Below are 14,168 nucleotides of genomic sequence, written 5' to 3'. Positions count from 1 at the left end.
CTCGACCGATCGGAAGGACCCACGCTGTGGCCCGCAAGAGCCCCCTCGGGAAGATCAGAGACGCCGCCCTCGACACGCTCAAGGACCCGCTCGGGTCCGGCCAGAAGGCGGTGGGCCAGGCCGTCGGCCAGGCCAAGGGCACCGTCGAGCTCGGCCGGGCCGTCGCCGGTCAGGTGACCGGCCAGGCGATCTCGCGGGCCACCGGCACGGTCGGCGCCGTGACCTCCCTCGTGCCCGGCATGAAGAAGCACTCGCCCGCCGCGCCGTCCCCGACACCGGGTGGCGCCCCGGTGGAGCAGACCGCTCCCCCGGCGGCGAAGCAGTCCGTCGCCGCGGACGCGCCGGTCGCCAAGGACTCCCCCTCGGACCGCGCGCAGGGCGACCCGGTCAAGCCCGCGCCGGCGACCGGCCCGGCCACCAAGGCTCCCGCGAAGAAGTCCGCGCCGAGCGCCGCGAAGAAGGGCAGCGCCGCCACCAAGGGCGCCGCCGCCAAGAAGGCCGCCTCCCCCGCCGCCCCCGCCTCCGACGAGCCGGTCAAGGCCCCGGTCGAGGACGTCGCCACCGCTGCGGTCAAGAAGGCCGCGACGAAGGCGCCGACCGCCAAGGGCGCGCTCAACGAGGCGGCCACCCGCAAGGGCACCGCCAAGACCGCGAAGAAGTCCGCCAGGACGACCGAGCCCGACAACGCGATCGACGCCGCCGCCGACGTCTCCGACGTCGACGTCACGCCCGCCGACATCGCCGGTGCTGTGGCCAAGAAGGCACCGGCCAAGAAGACGCCCGCGGTGAAGAAGGCCCCGGCTGCCAAGAAGGCCCCTGCCACGAAGGCGCCGGCCGCGAAGAAGACCCCTGCCGCCAAGCGCACCGCCTCGGGCGACATCCCGCTCTCGGCCTCCGAGCTGGCCGGTGGGGCCGGCACCGAGGCCATCACCCCCGCCGGCACCCGCGGCGCGGGCGTGCCGAGCAACCCCGACACGGCCGAGACCGGCTTCGGCACGACCGATGCCCCGCTCATCACCCCCGGTGAGGCCAAGGCGGTCGCCACGGAGGCCGAGACCCTCGGCCGCGCCAGCGACGCCGACAAGGGCTGACGGCCCGCCGTACGACGCACGACCGGCCCCCGCGGACTCGTTCCGCGGGGGCCGTTCCGTGTCCCCGTTCCCTGCCGTGCGCGTCGCCCCGGACACAGCACGGCCCCCGCCCGACGCGGTCGGACGGGGGCCGGACGGGGCCGGTGCTGTGTGCTACTTCAGCTCGGCGCTGGAGAGCCCCAGGACGCGACGGGCGACGATGAGCTGCTGGATCTGCTGGGTGCCCTCGAAGATGTCGAGGATCTTGGAGTCGCGGGCCCACTTCTCCAGCAGCTCCGCCTCGCTGTAGCCCACCGAGCCGCACAGCTCGACGCACGAGAGCGTGATGTCGGAGCCGACCCGGCCGGCCTTGGCCTTCGCCATCGAGGCCTCGAGCGAGTTCGGCCGGCGGTTGTCGGCCATCCAGGCGGCCTGCAGCATCAGCAGGTGGGCGGCCTCCCAGTCGGCCTCCATCTGCAGCAGCTTGGCGGCCGCCGCGTGCTGGAGGTGGCCGGGCCGGTCGTGGTCGACGGTCACGCCGGCGTCGGCCAGGAGCGACCGGGTCAGGTCGAGCGCCGCTCGGGCGCAGCCGACCGCCATGGCGGCCACCAGCGGCCGGGTGTTGTCGAAGGTGGCCATCGCCCCGGCGAAGCCCTGCTTGGTGTCGATCTCCGGGGAGCCCAGGAGGTTCTCCTTCGGGACCCGGCAGTCCTCGAAGATGATCGTCGCGGTGTCGGAGGCCCGGATGCCGAGCTTGTGCTCGAGCCGGTCCACCCGCATGCCGGGCGTCCCCTTGGGGACGACGAACGACTTGATCGCCGCCCGGCCCAGCGAGCGGTCGAGGGTCGCCCACACCACGATGTGGTCGGCGCGGTCGCCGGCGGTGACGTAGATCTTCTCGCCGTTGAGGACGTACTCGTCCCCGTCGAGCACCGCGGTGGTGGTGATGTTCGCGGAGTCCGAGCCGGTGCCCGGCTCGGTGATGGCCATGCCGGCCCACACCCCGGCGAACCGCTCCGCCTGCTCGTCGTCGGCGACCGAGGCGATCGCGGAGTTGCCCAGGCCCTGGCGCGGCATGGACAGCAGCAGGCCGACATCGCCCCAGCACATCTCGGCGATCGACATGACCGAGGCCAGGTTGGCGCCGTTCTTCACGCCGCCGTCGTCCTTCCTCGTGCCGTCCTCGTCGCGACGTACGCCGGCGGCGCCCGCGCCCTCGTTCGCGCCGGACTCCGACAGTCCGTCGATCATCGCGGCGAGCATGTCGAGCTCCTGCGGGTACTCGTGCTCGGCGCGGTCGTACTTGCGCGAGATGGGACGCAGCATGTTCATCGCGACCTGGTGGGCCTGCGAGACCAGCGGGCGGAACTTCTTCGGGTCCTCCAACGAGATGGCCATCAGACCAGCACGCTCCCTTCCATCACTCCGACGGCCCGCAGGTCGCGGTACCACCGCTCCACCGGGTGCTCCTTGACGAAGCCGTGCCCACCGAGCAGCTGCACGCCGTCCAGGCCGATCTGCATGCCCTTCGCCGCGCAGAGGTTGCGCGCGAGGGCGACCTCGCGAGCGAAGTCCTTGCCTGCAGCGGCGCGCGAGGCCGCCTTCCAGGTCAGCAGGCGCATCGACTGCAGCTCGATCGCCATGTTGGCGACCATGAACGCGACCGACTGCCGGTGGGCGATGGGCTCGCCGAACGCCTGGCGCTCCTTGACGTACGGCGTGACGTAGTCGAGCACGGCCTGGCCGGTGCCGACCGCGAGCGCGCACCAGGCGAGCCGGGACAGCCGCACGCACTCGGTGTACGCCGCGCCGTTGGTCCCGCCGAGGACGGCGTCGGCCGGGACGGTCACACCGGTGAGCGTCAGCCGCGTCATGCCGGCGGCCCGGACGCCCATCGCCGGGTCGCCCTCGACGCTCAGCCCGGGTGTGCCGGACTCGACGAGGAACAGCACGGGCGTGCCCTCGAGCGAGGCGCCGACCACGAACAGCTCGGCCTCGGCGCCCAGCGGCACCAGCGACTTGGTGCCGTCGAGGACGTAGGAGTCCCCGCGGCGGACCGCCGTCGTGCTCGGCGAGAGGACGTCGAAGAGGACGGTGGGCTCGTTGAGCGCGAGCGCCGCGGCGGGCGCGCCCTCGCCACCCTCCCCGGAGAACGCCGGGAGGTAGGTGCGCTGCTGGGCGTCGCTCCCCCACAGCCCCAGGGCGGTGGCGACCGCGCCGGGCGCGAGGGTGGCGACGGCCAGCCCCATGTCGCCCTTCGCGAGGGCCTCGGCGACGAGCGTCCCGGCCATCGCGGAGCGCTCCTCGGAGATCCCGCCGAGGGACTCCGGCACGCCCAGCAGCGGGAGGCCGATCTCCTGCGCCGCCGAGCGGACGGCGTCCGGGACGGCGCAGGCCGCGTCGGCGTCAGAGGCCACCGGGCGGAGGACCTCCTCGGCCAGCTCGGTCACGACGTCGACCAGCATCTGCTCGTCCTCGGTCGGCGTGAGGTCGAAGACGCCCGTCCGCCGTGCGGCAGGAACCCGGACGCCCGGCTCCCCCCGCTGCCCGGCCCTCTGGAACGTGCGGCCGGCCGCGGTCACGGTCCGGAACCCGGTGCGCGTCACCGTGAAGACGGCCTGCTCGGTGCTGCGCCGCAGCCCCAGCCGGTCGATGAGGTCGCTCTGGGCCACGCGGCTGAGCGCGGCGACGGCGTACCCGATGGGGTCGCGGGCCTCGTGCGTGGCGAGCCCGTGCCTGCCGCCGGGCCCCAGCTTCTGGATCAAGGACATGCGGTCAATGTAACTACGAGTTACACAGCGGGCTACACCTGGGGTCGTGGGCCGGGTCACACGTTCGGCCGGACCTGCACGCCCGTCTAGGATTCCGCCCATGCCCGTCCCCGCCGAGCCCGCCCAGCACGCGCCCCACGGACCCCTGCCGACCGGCGGCCGCGTCCACCCGATGACCCGCTGGGGCACCCCGGTGATGCACCGACCCCAGCAGGCCGTCACCGCCTACGACGCGGACCTGCGGGCGCTCGTGGCCGACATGGTGGCCACGATGTACGCCGCGGACGGGGTCGGCCTGGCCGCCTGCCAGATCGGCGTGGACCTCGCGGTCTTCGTCTTCGACTGCCCCGACGAGTCCGGCGAGCGGACCGTCGGCGTCGTGTGCAACCCCGAGCTGACCCTTCCCGAGGGGCGCGACCGGCAGCTGGACGACTCCGAGGAGGGCTGCTTGTCCTTCCCCGGGGCGTTCGTGGAGTGCGCCCGGCCGGACGTCGCGACGGTGACGGGCACCGGCCTCGACGGCGAGCCGGTGACGTTCTCCGGCGACGGCCTGCTCGCGCGGTGCCTGCAGCACGAGACCGACCACACCCGGGGCACCGTGTTCGGCGACCGACTGCCCACCAAGCTGCGCAAGAAGCTGCAGAAGCAGCACGACCGGCTCGCCGAGGACTACCCCGCGGACTGGCCCGTCGGCGAGGAGTGAGCCGGGCGCGCCAGTGCGTCGACCGTCGCGCCGAACAGCCACGGGAGCCGCTCCGCGGCCGGCACCAGCGCGGTGCGGGTGGGGCGCAGGCTGGTCGCACCGAGCAGCGCGTGGGTCAGCCAGCGGTAGCGCCGGGTGAGCCGGCGCCAGTCCTGCTCGTAGGCCGCGGGGTCGTCGAGCGCCACGGCCTGCACCGCCGCCGCGGCCTGGGCGACGGCGAGCGCGACGCCCTCGCCGGTGAGCGCGTCGACGTAGCCGGCGGCGTCGCCCACGAGCAGCACCCGGCCCGCGGTGCGCGAGCTCGCGTCCTGGCGCAGGGGGCCGGCGCCGCGGTCCTGGCCGACCACCTCCGCGCCGGCCAGCCGGTCGAGCAGCTCGGGGAAGGCGGACAGGTGGTCGTCGTAGGTCCCCCGTCGCGTCGTCAGCACGGCGACGCCGACCAGCTCGTCGGCCACGGGCGTCACGTAGGCCTCGGCGTCGCGCGCCCAGTGCACCTCGACGTGGTCGGACCACGGGGTCACCGCGTAGTGCCGGCGCAGCCCGTGGCGCAGCTGGCCACGACGCGGCCGGTCCAGCCCCAGCGAGCGGCGCAGCGGGGAGTGCAGGCCGTCGGCGGCCACGACGTACCGGGCGCGGGTGCCCCCGACGACGACACCCTCGTCGTCCTGCTCCAGGCCGCGCACCGTGCGCTGCTCCACGCGCACGCCGGCGTCCTCCACGGCACGGCGCAGCGCCCCGTGCAACGTGGTGCGCCGCACGCCGCGGCCGGTGCCGCTGCGGAACGGCGCCTCGACCCGGCGGGCCCCCGCGACGTACCTGATCCCGCGGAGGTCCTGTCCCTTGGGGTCCACGCCGAGGTCGGCGAGCGCCGCCACGGCGCCGGGCATCAGGCCCTCGCCGCACGCCTTGTCGACGGTGCCGGCACGCTGCTCGAGGACGGTGACGTCAAGCCCGGCGCGCACGGCGTGCAGGGCGGTGGCCAGGCCGGCCGGTCCCCCTCCGACGACGAGAAGGTCCTTCACGCGTGGACGCCCTGGGTGAGCCGGGCCAGCGCGGCGTCCTCGGCCCGGATCCGGGTGGCGAGCAGGCCCGCGTTGAGCACGGTGAAGACCAGGGCGGTGATCCAGGCACCGCCGACGAGCGGCAGCGCGAAGCCCTCGACGACCACCGCGACGTAGTTGGGGTGCGGGATCCACCGGTACGGCCCGCCGACCACCCGCGGTGCGCCCGGGACGACGATGACCCGGGTGTTCCACTGCCGCCCCAGCGTGCGGATGCACCACCAGCGCAGGCCCTGGGAGGCCACCACCAGCGCGAGCATGGTCCAGGAGAGCGCCGCGGTCGGCTCCGGTCGGCGCACCCAGACCTCGACGAGCGCCCCGAGGAGCAGTCCGGTGTGCAGCACCACCATGAACGGGTAGTGCCCGCGACCGGACTCCACGCCGCCCTGGGAGAGGCTCCACTCGGCGTTGCGGTTGGAGACGACCAGCTCCGCGACGCGCTCGACGGCGACCGCGGCGACGAGCAGGGTGAAGGCGACCTCGAGGCTCACGCGGCCGCCTCCGGCGCGCGCAGCAGCACCAGCTCGGAGCAGAAGCCCGGTCCCATCGCGAGCATCAACCCGTAGGAGCCCGGCCGTGGCGGCCGGTCGGCGAGCGTGTCGGCCATGACGTGCAGCACCGAGGAGGAGGAGAGGTTCCCGATCCGGCGCAGCGAGTCCCAGGTCATCTCCAGGGCGTGCCGGTCGACGCCGAGGGCGTCCTGCAGCGCCTCGAGGACCTTCGGGCCGCCCGGGTGGGCGACGTACCACTCGAGGTCGTTGGCGCCCAGGCCGTGGTCGGCGAGGAAGTGCTCGACGTCGTCGCCGATGTACTGGCGCACCACCTCGGGCACGGAGGAGTCCAGGACGATCTTCAGGCCGCCGGCACCGACGTCCCACCCCATCGTGCGCTCGGAGTCCGGGTACATCCGGCTGCGCGAGGCCAGGACCTCGGGGTGGGTGGGGTCGGCGACCTGGGCGAGCGGGTGGTCGGGGCCGACCGCGACCACCGCGGCGGCGCCGTCGCCGAAGAGCCCGCTGGCGACCAGGTTCGCGACCGACACGTCGTCGCGCTGCAGCGTGAGCGAGCAGAGCTCGACCGACATGAGCACCGCCACGCCGTCCGGGCGGCCGCGCAGCAGGTCGTGGAGCCGGGCCACGCCGGCGGCGCCGGCCACGCAGCCGAGGCCGACGAGCGGCAGCCGCACGACGTCCGGGCGCAGGCCGATCTCCTGGGCCACCCGCGCCTCCAGCGACGGCACGGCGAGGCCGGTCACCGTGCACGAGACGACCACGTCGACGTCGGCCGGCGTGAGGCCGACCGCCTTCAGCGCGTCGACCACCGCGCGGGAGCCGAGCTCGACCCCGGCGCTGATGAAGACGTCGTTGGACTGGCCGAAGTCCTCGAGCCGGGAGTACTCCTCCAGCGGGAGCGCCGTGTGGCGGGTGTCCACGCAGGCGTTGCGGTGGAAGCGCTCGACGACGGCCCGGTTGACCGAGCCCTCGACCATCGTGGTCGCGAAGGACTCGGTGATGTCCTCCTGGCGGTAGCAGTGCTCCGGCAGGGCGCCCCGCACGCTGACGATGCGGCTCGGCCGGAAGTGCGGTCCGCCCGGGGCGGTGGTGGCGGTCATGCGGGCTCCTTGACGGTGGCGTCGGTGGCGTCGGTGGCGTCGGTGGCGGCGGCCTCGACACGGATGGGCGGCGGGGGTGCGAGGAGGGACCGGCCGAGGCCGAGCGCGAGCGAGGGGGTGAGCCGGCCGCGGGCCAGGCCGAGCTCGACCAGCCCGTCGAAGACCCGCTGGTCACGGGCGGAGGCACGCAGGCCGGCCTCGAGCACCCGCGGGCTGCGGGTCAGGCGCGCGGCGAGCGCGGTGTGACGCAGGTGCGGCAGCAGGATCCGCCGGGTCGCCCGACGGTGGAGGTGCCCGGCCCGTTCCGGACGGCCGACCCGGAGCGCCTCGGCGGCGGCCCGACCGGCGGCCAGCCCGGTCGCCACGGCGTAGAAGATCCCCTCGCCGGTCAGCGGGTTGACCAGTCCGGCGGCGTCGCCGACGAGCAGCACCCGGCCGGTCGGCGCACGCCAGCGGGCGGTGGAGAGCGGGAGGTGGTGGCCCTGCCAGCGGGACCCGCCGGCGGTCGCGCCGGGCAGCAGGTGCTCGAGCCGCTCGAAGAGCTCCGCGCGGGTGGGTGCGGGCCGGTCGGCGTGCAGCACCTCGCCGTACCCGACGTTGGCGGTGCCGTCGCCGCAGTCGAAGGACCAGGCGTACGACGGCTGGTGCTCGGTACCGAACTCGATGACCTGGGCCCCGGCCCGGCCCGGTGCGACGGGGGCGTAGCCGCGGATGGCCAGCGCGACGGGCCCTCGGGGCCGCTCGAGCGACCGGCGGACGACCGAGTGCGCGCCGTCCGCCCCCACGACGACCGCGGCGCGGGTCCCCTCGTCGAGGACGACGCCGTCCGGCTCCTCGTGCGGGGCTCGGACCCGGTGGCGGCGCAGCTCGGCGCCGGCCGCCACGGCCGCCTCGACCAGGCGCGCGTCCAGGACCGCGCGCGGCACGACGTACGCCGCCCGCGCCATGGTCCGCTCGGCGGCGAGCGGCCCGCGGCTGAGCCGCAGGCGGGCCACCGGGGTGCGGTCGTCCAGCAGGCCGGTCACGCCCACCTCGGCGAGCAGGTCGAGCACGTGGGGGGCGACGCCGTCGCCGCACGCCTTGTCACGGGGGAAGTCGGCGCGGTCCAGCAGCAGCACCCGCAGGCCCGGGTCGGCGGCCAGCGCCCCCAGTGCCGTCGCGGCACCCGCGGGGCCGGCGCCGACGACCGCGAGGTCCCAGCCGGTCATCCCGCGGCCACCAGGAGGGCGACGTCGAGCAGGGCGACGGCGACCGCGGCGCGGAACGGGGTGCGCCCGCGGGTCACGAGGGTGACGAGGGCCAGCAGCAGCGCCACCCCGAGCGCCGCCCAGGCCCACCAGGGCGAGTCGCCGGCCGGGCCCAGCCCGGCCAGGACCGAGGCGCCGGCGAGGAGCGCGGCGGCGCCGGCACGGGAGGCCGTCGCCCCCAGGCGGTGCGGCAGCCCGCGGACACCGGTCCGGGCGTCGTCGACGAGGTCGGGCAGGGTGTTGAGCAGGTGGGCACCGACACCCAGCAGCGCGCCCGCCCCGGTCGCCCAGGCCGGCGCCCACGAGGGGTCCGGCCCGGCCAGCGTGACGACCGAGGGCAGGGTGCCGAAGGCACAGGCGTACGGCGCCCAGGACCACCAGGTCGCCTTGAGGCCCAGGTTGTAGGCGTGGCCGGCTCCCGCACCGAGCACGATGTTGACCAGCGCGCTGCGCCAGCCCACCGCGGCCGAGAGCGCGACGCACGCGGCGGCGGCGACGCCGAGCGCGCTCACCACCCATCGCACCGGGAGCGCGCCGGTCACCAGCGGCTTGTCGGTGCGGCCGACCGCACGGTCGCGCGGCAGGTCGCGCAGGTCGTTGCCCCAGCCGATCGTCAGCTGGCCGGTGAGCACCGCGCCGGTGACGAGCACCGCGTCGGTCGCGTCGAGGTCGCTGCGCACCGCCAGGAGCGCGGCGATCGTGGTGACCGCCAGGGCCGGTCCGCCGTGGGCGGCGGCGAGGAGCGCGCCCGCGCGGCCCGGCTGCGTCCGGGCCCGGCGGCCGGGAGGTGCGGGGACCGCGCTCGTGGTCACGGCCGGCGCCGCACGGCGACCGGCCCGCGGCGCACGGCGTCACCGACCGCTCCCAGGACGGTGCGGGGCCGCAGGGCGGGCGTGCGGCCCGACGCGGCGTCCTTCATGCCGGCGACGACCTCGCCGAAGACCGACGGCCCGTCGGTCGTGGGCGCCCAGCCCAGCTCGACGCGGGCACGCGTGGTGTCCATGGTCGGCAGCGCGAAGCCCATGTCGAGCCAGCCGGTGTCGACCTGCTGGAGCCGGGCGTGCCAGGTGGCCGACATGACGGCCCGCACCACCGACGAGGGCACGTGCACGAGCCGGGCCCCGAGCGCGTTGGCGATGATCGCCGCGGTCACCGGCGGGTCGGCCGCGAGGTTGAACGGGCCCGCGGCGCGCTGCCGGAGGACGGTGGCGATCGCCTCGGCCACGTCGTCGGTGTGGACCATCGGGATCACGAGCCCGCGGTCCATCGGGAGCACGGGGAGCAGTCCGAGCGCGCGGGACGGGACGAACGCCGGGATGCCGTACCGCAGGAGCGCCGAGCCTGCTGCGCGCTGGCCGACGATCCCTGGCCGCAGCCGGGTGACGACCCGGTCGGGGTGGGCGGTCTCGTGCTGGTCGAGCAGCCGCTCGGCAGCGGACTTGTGCCGGCTGTAGCGCGAGGTCGGCACGCCCTCGGTCGGCCAGGTCTCGTCGACGGGCCGGTCGTCCTGCTTCGGGGAGTAGGCGCCGACCGACGACATGTGCACCACGTGCGGCACGTCGGCCTCGGTGACCGCGCGGAGCACCCGCCGCGTGCCGCCGATGCCTGTCTCGGCGAGGTACGTCAGGTCGTGGGAGGGCTGGAAGCCCCACGCGAGGTGGACGACGGCGTCCGCGTCGCGGAAGGCCTCGGCGAGCGTCTCGTGGCAGGCGTCGGTGCTGAGGTCGACGGAGTGCCAGGTGATGCCGTCTGCCTGGTCCGGCAGGCGCCGGGCCAGCCCGACGAGGTCGTGGTTGCCGTCTGCGCGCAGGCGTCGCACGAGGGCCGAGCCGATGTTGCCGGTCGCGCCGGTGATCGCGATGCGCATGCTCGCTCGGTGCCCCGCGCGTGGGGGGCTCACACGGCGTCCCGGGGCCCCGGTTGGGGCGCCCGGGACGTCGCGGTGGCGGGGAGGGCGGGGCCGAGGGGCCTCAGCCGGTCCTCACCGGTCTTCAGCCGGTGGTGGGCCGGCTCAGAGGTAGCGACCGCAGTGCGGCCACGGCGACCGGCCGCGCTGCTGGTAGAGCAGCTTCGCCCGGTAGGTCTGCTCACCCGCGGAGGCGCGGTGCGGCATGCCCCGGCCACCGACGCTGCGCCAGGTGCCGGTGTCGAACTGGTAGAGCCCGTAGTACCCGGCCGCGTTGACGGCGCGGGGGTTGCCGCCCGACTCGCACCGGGCGAGGCCGCGCCAGTTCAGCCGGTCGGCGCCGGGGACCGACCGGCGCGGGGCGCCGACGAGCACCCGGCGCGGTCGCGGGTCGCGGACCAGGTGCTTGCGGACGGCGCGGTCGACGACGCGGGCGTTGTGCGTCACCCGGATGGTACGCACCTTGCGGACCCCCGGCCGGCCGTCGCTGACCACGCGGCGCTGGCCGGGCCGCAGCGACGTCGTACGCCGCTCCTCGACGCCGGCGCGCACCTTGACGCGGCGGGTGTCCACCGTGCGGTCGACGCGGACGACCTTGACGGTGTCGCCGCGGCGGAGGCGGCGCTGCTCGCCGGAGACGCGGCGGTCCGCGCGCAGGACGCGGACCTGGTCGCGCCGGGAGACCGTCACGCCGTGCTCGCGGAGGACGCCGGCCGGCCAGGAGGCGGAGGTGCGCACCGACCGGGTGCTGTCGCGGCCGACGCGGAGGCCGACGGACGTGGTGCCCGCCGGGGCGGCAGCGGCGGTGGTGGCCGGCCCGGTGCCGCTGGGGGCGACCTCGCCGTCGGCGGCGGCGGCGCCGGGCAGCAACGCGAGGACGACCGCCGCGGCGGCGGTCGAGGTGGCCACGGACCGCGGCCGGCGGCCGGAGGGCAGGACGGAAGGCAGGACTGGGTGAAGAGGCATGAAGGGGGAGGTCCAAACGGGATTCGACGCCCTCGCCGTGCTGCGAGGGTCTCCTGGTCGTGACACGGCCGGCGTGCGGCCGCGAGGAGCCCGTCCGGAACGGCGTCGTGGGCCGCCCGGCGGGACGGCCGTCGACGGTACGCGAGCCTCTCGCGCTCCGTCGAATCAGCGGCGAGCGGTCACGTAGCAGGCGACGGCGGTCGCGGCCGCGACGTTGAGCGAGTCGACGCCCTCGGCCATCGGGATGATCGCCCGCCTGTCGGCGGTCTGCTCCCACCGCGCGGAGAGCCCGTGGCCCTCGGAACCGAGCACCAGCGCGACCTTGTCCAGACCCGCGACGGCGTCCTCGATCGGCGACGAGTCCGCGGCCAGCGTCAGCGCCACGGTGGTGAAGCCGCGCGCGGAGAGCGCCGGCAGCGCGTCGTACCAGTCCGGCAGCCGGGTCCAGGGCACGTTGAACACCGTGCCCATCGCGACCTTGATCGAGCGGCGGTAGAGCGGGTCCGCGCAGCGCGGGGCGAGGAGGACGGCGTCGAAGCCGAGTGCTGCGCCGGAGCGGAAGATGGCGCCGACGTTCGTGTGATCGACGACGTCCTCGAGGACGAGCACCGACCGGGCCCCGTCGAGGACCTCCTCGAGGCTCGGCAGCGGGCGGCGCTGCAGCGAGGCGAGCGCGCCCCGGTGGACGTGGAAGCCGGTCACCTCCTCGGCGAGCGCCTCGGAGAGCACGTAGCAGGGCGCATCGGAACGGCCCAGGACATCGGCGAGGCCGTCGAGCCAGCGCGGCGCCATGAGGAAGGACCGTGGGGTGAACCCGCCCTCGACCGCCCGCCGGACGACCTTCTCGCCCTCGGCGAGGAACAGGCCGTGCTCGGCCTCCATGTTCTTGCGCAGCTCCACGTCGCGCAGGTCGCGGTAGTCGGCCAGCCGCGGGTCCGCGGGGTCCTCGACCTCGATGATGCGGGCCATCAGGCCAGCTCCTCCCGGGCCCCGTAGTGGTCGGGGTGCGCCACGGCGACCACGTCGCCGACGACGATGATCGCCGGGGGCTTCACGTGCTGGTCCGCCAGGTCGGCCGCCAGCGAGCCGAGGGTGGAGAGGACCGTGCGCTCGCCCGGCATCGTGCCGTCGCAGACCACCCCGACCGGCGTCGAGGCGTCCCGGCCGCCGGCGAGCAGCGCCTCGGCGATGGCGGGAGCGTTCTGCACCGCCATCATCAGCACCAGGGTGCCGCGCAGACCGGCCACCGCGGACCACTGCGTCAGCGACTCGGGGTGGCCCGGGGGTAGGTGCCCGGAGATGACGGTGAACTCGTGCGCGACACCCCGGTGGGTGACCGGGATGCCGGCGACCGCGGGCACCGCGACCGGGCTGGTCAGGCCGGGGATCACCGTGACCGGCACGCCGGCCGCCCGGCAGGCGATGACCTCCTCGTAGCCGCGGCCGTAGACGAAGTTGTCGCCGCCCTTGAACCGCACCACCCGCTTGCCGGCCAGCGCGCGGTCCACGATGACGCGGTTGATCTCCTCCTGCTGGGCGCTGCGACCCCGCGGCAGCTTGGCGACGTCGACCAGCTCGACGTCGGAGGGCAGGTCGCCCAGCAGCTCCCGCGGCGCGAGCCGGTCGGCCACGACCACGTCGGCGTCCATCAGCGCCTTGCGACCGGCGACGGTGATCAGCTCGGGGTCCCCCGGTCCCCCGCCGACGAGCACCACCCCCGCCGCACGGCTGCGCTGCCTCCGGGCGCCCAGCGTGCCCTCGCGCAGCTGCTCGACGACCTCGTCGCGGATGCCGGCCGACCGCTGCGGCTCCCGGCCGCTCAGGACCGCGACGGTGACCCCGTCGTGGCGGCCGGTGGCGGGGGTCCAGGCGGTGGCCCGGGTGGCGTCGTCGGCGCGCACGCAGAAGACCCGGCGCTCCTCGGCCGCGCGGCTGACCCGCTCGTTGACGGTCGGGAGGTCGGTCGCGGCGATGCAGTACCAGGTGTCGTCGAGGTCGGACTCCTCGAAGCCGCGCTCGTGCCAGACCACCTCCCCGGACCCGACCAGCCCCTCGATGGCGGGCGTCACCGCCGGCGCGACGACGTGCACGCGCGCGCCGGCCGCGATCAGCTGGGGCACCCGCCGCTGCGCGACGTGACCGCCGCCGACCACGACGACGCGGCGGTCGGCGAGGCGCAGCCCGGAGGGGTACGTCGGGAAGTCGTCCACCCGCACATCATCCGTGTGCGGTCGGCGGCGCGGTGGTACGGGTTCGATGTCCGGACTAGGTTCGGACCGATCCCCCGTCTGCGATAGGAGACCCATGACCCTCGACCGACCGGTGAGCCCGAACCCCTACGACCTGCTGCCCCCGGTGCCGTCGTTCACCGTCACCAGCGAGGACGTCACCGACGGCGCGCCGCTGCGGTCCGAGCAGGTCGCCGACGGCGGGGACACCTCGCCGCAGCTGTCGTGGTCGGGCGCGCCCGAGGGCACGAAGAGCTACACGGTCACCTGCTTCGACCCCGACGCCCCGACGCCCAGCGGCTTCTGGCACTGGGTGCTCGTCGACGTGCCGGCGGACGTGACCTCGCTCCCCGCCGGCATCGGCGCGGAGGGCTCGGACCTCCCGGGGAACGCGTTCATGTGCCGCAACGACGGCGGCTCGAAGGCCTTCACCGGCGCCGCCCCGCCGCAGGGCGACCAGGTGCACCGGTACTACTTCGTCGTCCACGCGGTGACGGAGGAGTCGCTCGGTGTCGACTCCGACGCCTCGCCGGCCGTGGTGTCGTTCAACCTGGCGTTCAAGACCGCCGGCCGGGCGATCATCCACGGGACCCACCAGCACTGA

Annotated in this window: 14 protein-coding genes; 3 read left to right on the top strand and 11 right to left on the bottom strand. The window is 75.5% G+C overall.

Annotated elements, in window-relative coordinates; translation table 11 throughout:
- Window positions 1-26: 26 nt before the first annotated feature.
- A complete protein-coding gene (locus tag OSR43_RS10240) occupies window positions 27-1,091 on the top strand; it encodes a hypothetical protein (RefSeq protein ID WP_302271358.1) in 1,065 nt (354 codons plus the stop codon).
- A gap of 153 nt (window positions 1,092-1,244) precedes the next feature.
- Here the strand turns inward: OSR43_RS10240 and OSR43_RS10235 are convergent, their stop codons facing one another.
- Window positions 1,245-2,468, bottom strand: a complete 1,224-nt coding sequence (locus tag OSR43_RS10235) for an acyl-CoA dehydrogenase family protein (protein ID WP_302271357.1) — start codon at window positions 2,466-2,468, stop codon at window positions 1,245-1,247.
- A complete protein-coding gene (locus tag OSR43_RS10230) occupies window positions 2,468-3,841 on the bottom strand; it encodes an acyl-CoA dehydrogenase family protein (protein WP_302271356.1) in 1,374 nt (457 codons plus the stop codon). The genes OSR43_RS10235 and OSR43_RS10230 overlap by 1 nt, the downstream gene beginning before the upstream one ends.
- Window positions 3,842-3,941: 100 nt before the next feature.
- On the opposite strand from OSR43_RS10230, the gene def reads away from it, so the two are divergent.
- The gene (def, locus tag OSR43_RS10225; protein WP_302271355.1) at window positions 3,942-4,544 is read left to right on the top strand and encodes a peptide deformylase; all 603 of its coding nucleotides are present in this window, start codon (window positions 3,942-3,944) and stop codon (window positions 4,542-4,544) included.
- On the opposite strand, the gene OSR43_RS10220 is transcribed toward def, so the two are convergent.
- The 9 genes from OSR43_RS10220 to cobA form a co-directional block, all read right to left on the bottom strand.
- On the bottom strand, window positions 4,511-5,566 hold the full coding sequence (locus tag OSR43_RS10220) for an NAD(P)/FAD-dependent oxidoreductase (protein ID WP_302271353.1): 1,056 nt from the start codon (window positions 5,564-5,566) through the stop codon (window positions 4,511-4,513). The two genes, def and OSR43_RS10220, sit on opposite strands and share 34 nt — an antisense overlap.
- A complete protein-coding gene (locus OSR43_RS10215; RefSeq protein ID WP_302271352.1) occupies window positions 5,563-6,096 on the bottom strand; it encodes an isoprenylcysteine carboxyl methyltransferase family protein in 534 nt (177 codons plus the stop codon). The genes OSR43_RS10220 and OSR43_RS10215 overlap by 4 nt, the downstream gene beginning before the upstream one ends.
- Window positions 6,093-7,217, bottom strand: coding sequence for a type III polyketide synthase (locus tag OSR43_RS10210; protein ID WP_302271351.1), 1,125 nt, complete (start codon window positions 7,215-7,217; stop codon window positions 6,093-6,095). Before OSR43_RS10210 ends, OSR43_RS10215 begins: the two co-directional genes overlap by 4 nt.
- A complete protein-coding gene (locus OSR43_RS10205; RefSeq protein ID WP_302271350.1) occupies window positions 7,214-8,425 on the bottom strand; it encodes an NAD(P)/FAD-dependent oxidoreductase in 1,212 nt (403 codons plus the stop codon). The genes OSR43_RS10210 and OSR43_RS10205 overlap by 4 nt, the downstream gene beginning before the upstream one ends.
- A complete protein-coding gene (locus OSR43_RS10200) occupies window positions 8,422-9,276 on the bottom strand; it encodes a UbiA family prenyltransferase (protein ID WP_302271349.1) in 855 nt (284 codons plus the stop codon). Before OSR43_RS10200 ends, OSR43_RS10205 begins: the two co-directional genes overlap by 4 nt.
- Window positions 9,273-10,331: an NAD-dependent epimerase/dehydratase family protein gene (locus OSR43_RS10195; RefSeq protein ID WP_302271346.1), complete on the bottom strand. Its 1,059-nt coding sequence runs from the start codon at window positions 10,329-10,331 to the stop codon at window positions 9,273-9,275. Before OSR43_RS10195 ends, OSR43_RS10200 begins: the two co-directional genes overlap by 4 nt.
- Window positions 10,332-10,475: 144 nt before the next feature.
- Window positions 10,476-11,279 (bottom strand): resuscitation-promoting factor, encoded by an 804-nt coding sequence (locus tag OSR43_RS10190; protein ID WP_302271343.1) that lies wholly within the window; start codon window positions 11,277-11,279, stop codon window positions 10,476-10,478.
- 222 nt (window positions 11,280-11,501) lie between these two features.
- The gene (locus OSR43_RS10185; RefSeq protein WP_302271342.1) at window positions 11,502-12,305 is read right to left on the bottom strand and encodes an RNA methyltransferase; all 804 of its coding nucleotides are present in this window, start codon (window positions 12,303-12,305) and stop codon (window positions 11,502-11,504) included.
- Window positions 12,305-13,546 carry a uroporphyrinogen-III C-methyltransferase gene (gene cobA, locus OSR43_RS10180; RefSeq protein ID WP_302271341.1) on the bottom strand — a complete coding sequence of 414 codons (1,242 nt, stop codon included), beginning with the start codon at window positions 13,544-13,546 and terminating at the stop codon, window positions 12,305-12,307. The genes OSR43_RS10185 and cobA overlap by 1 nt, the downstream gene beginning before the upstream one ends.
- Before the next feature lie 94 nt (window positions 13,547-13,640).
- On the opposite strand from cobA, the gene OSR43_RS10175 reads away from it, so the two are divergent.
- Complete coding sequence (locus tag OSR43_RS10175) at window positions 13,641-14,168, top strand: YbhB/YbcL family Raf kinase inhibitor-like protein (protein ID WP_302271340.1); 528 nt, start codon at window positions 13,641-13,643, stop codon at window positions 14,166-14,168.

Source organism: Nocardioides sp. Arc9.136 (assembly GCF_030506255.1).
GTDB lineage: Bacteria > Actinomycetota > Actinomycetes > Propionibacteriales > Nocardioidaceae > Nocardioides.
Note: the sequence above shows the minus strand (reverse complement) of the source record. Positions and strands in the feature narration are given on the sequence as shown.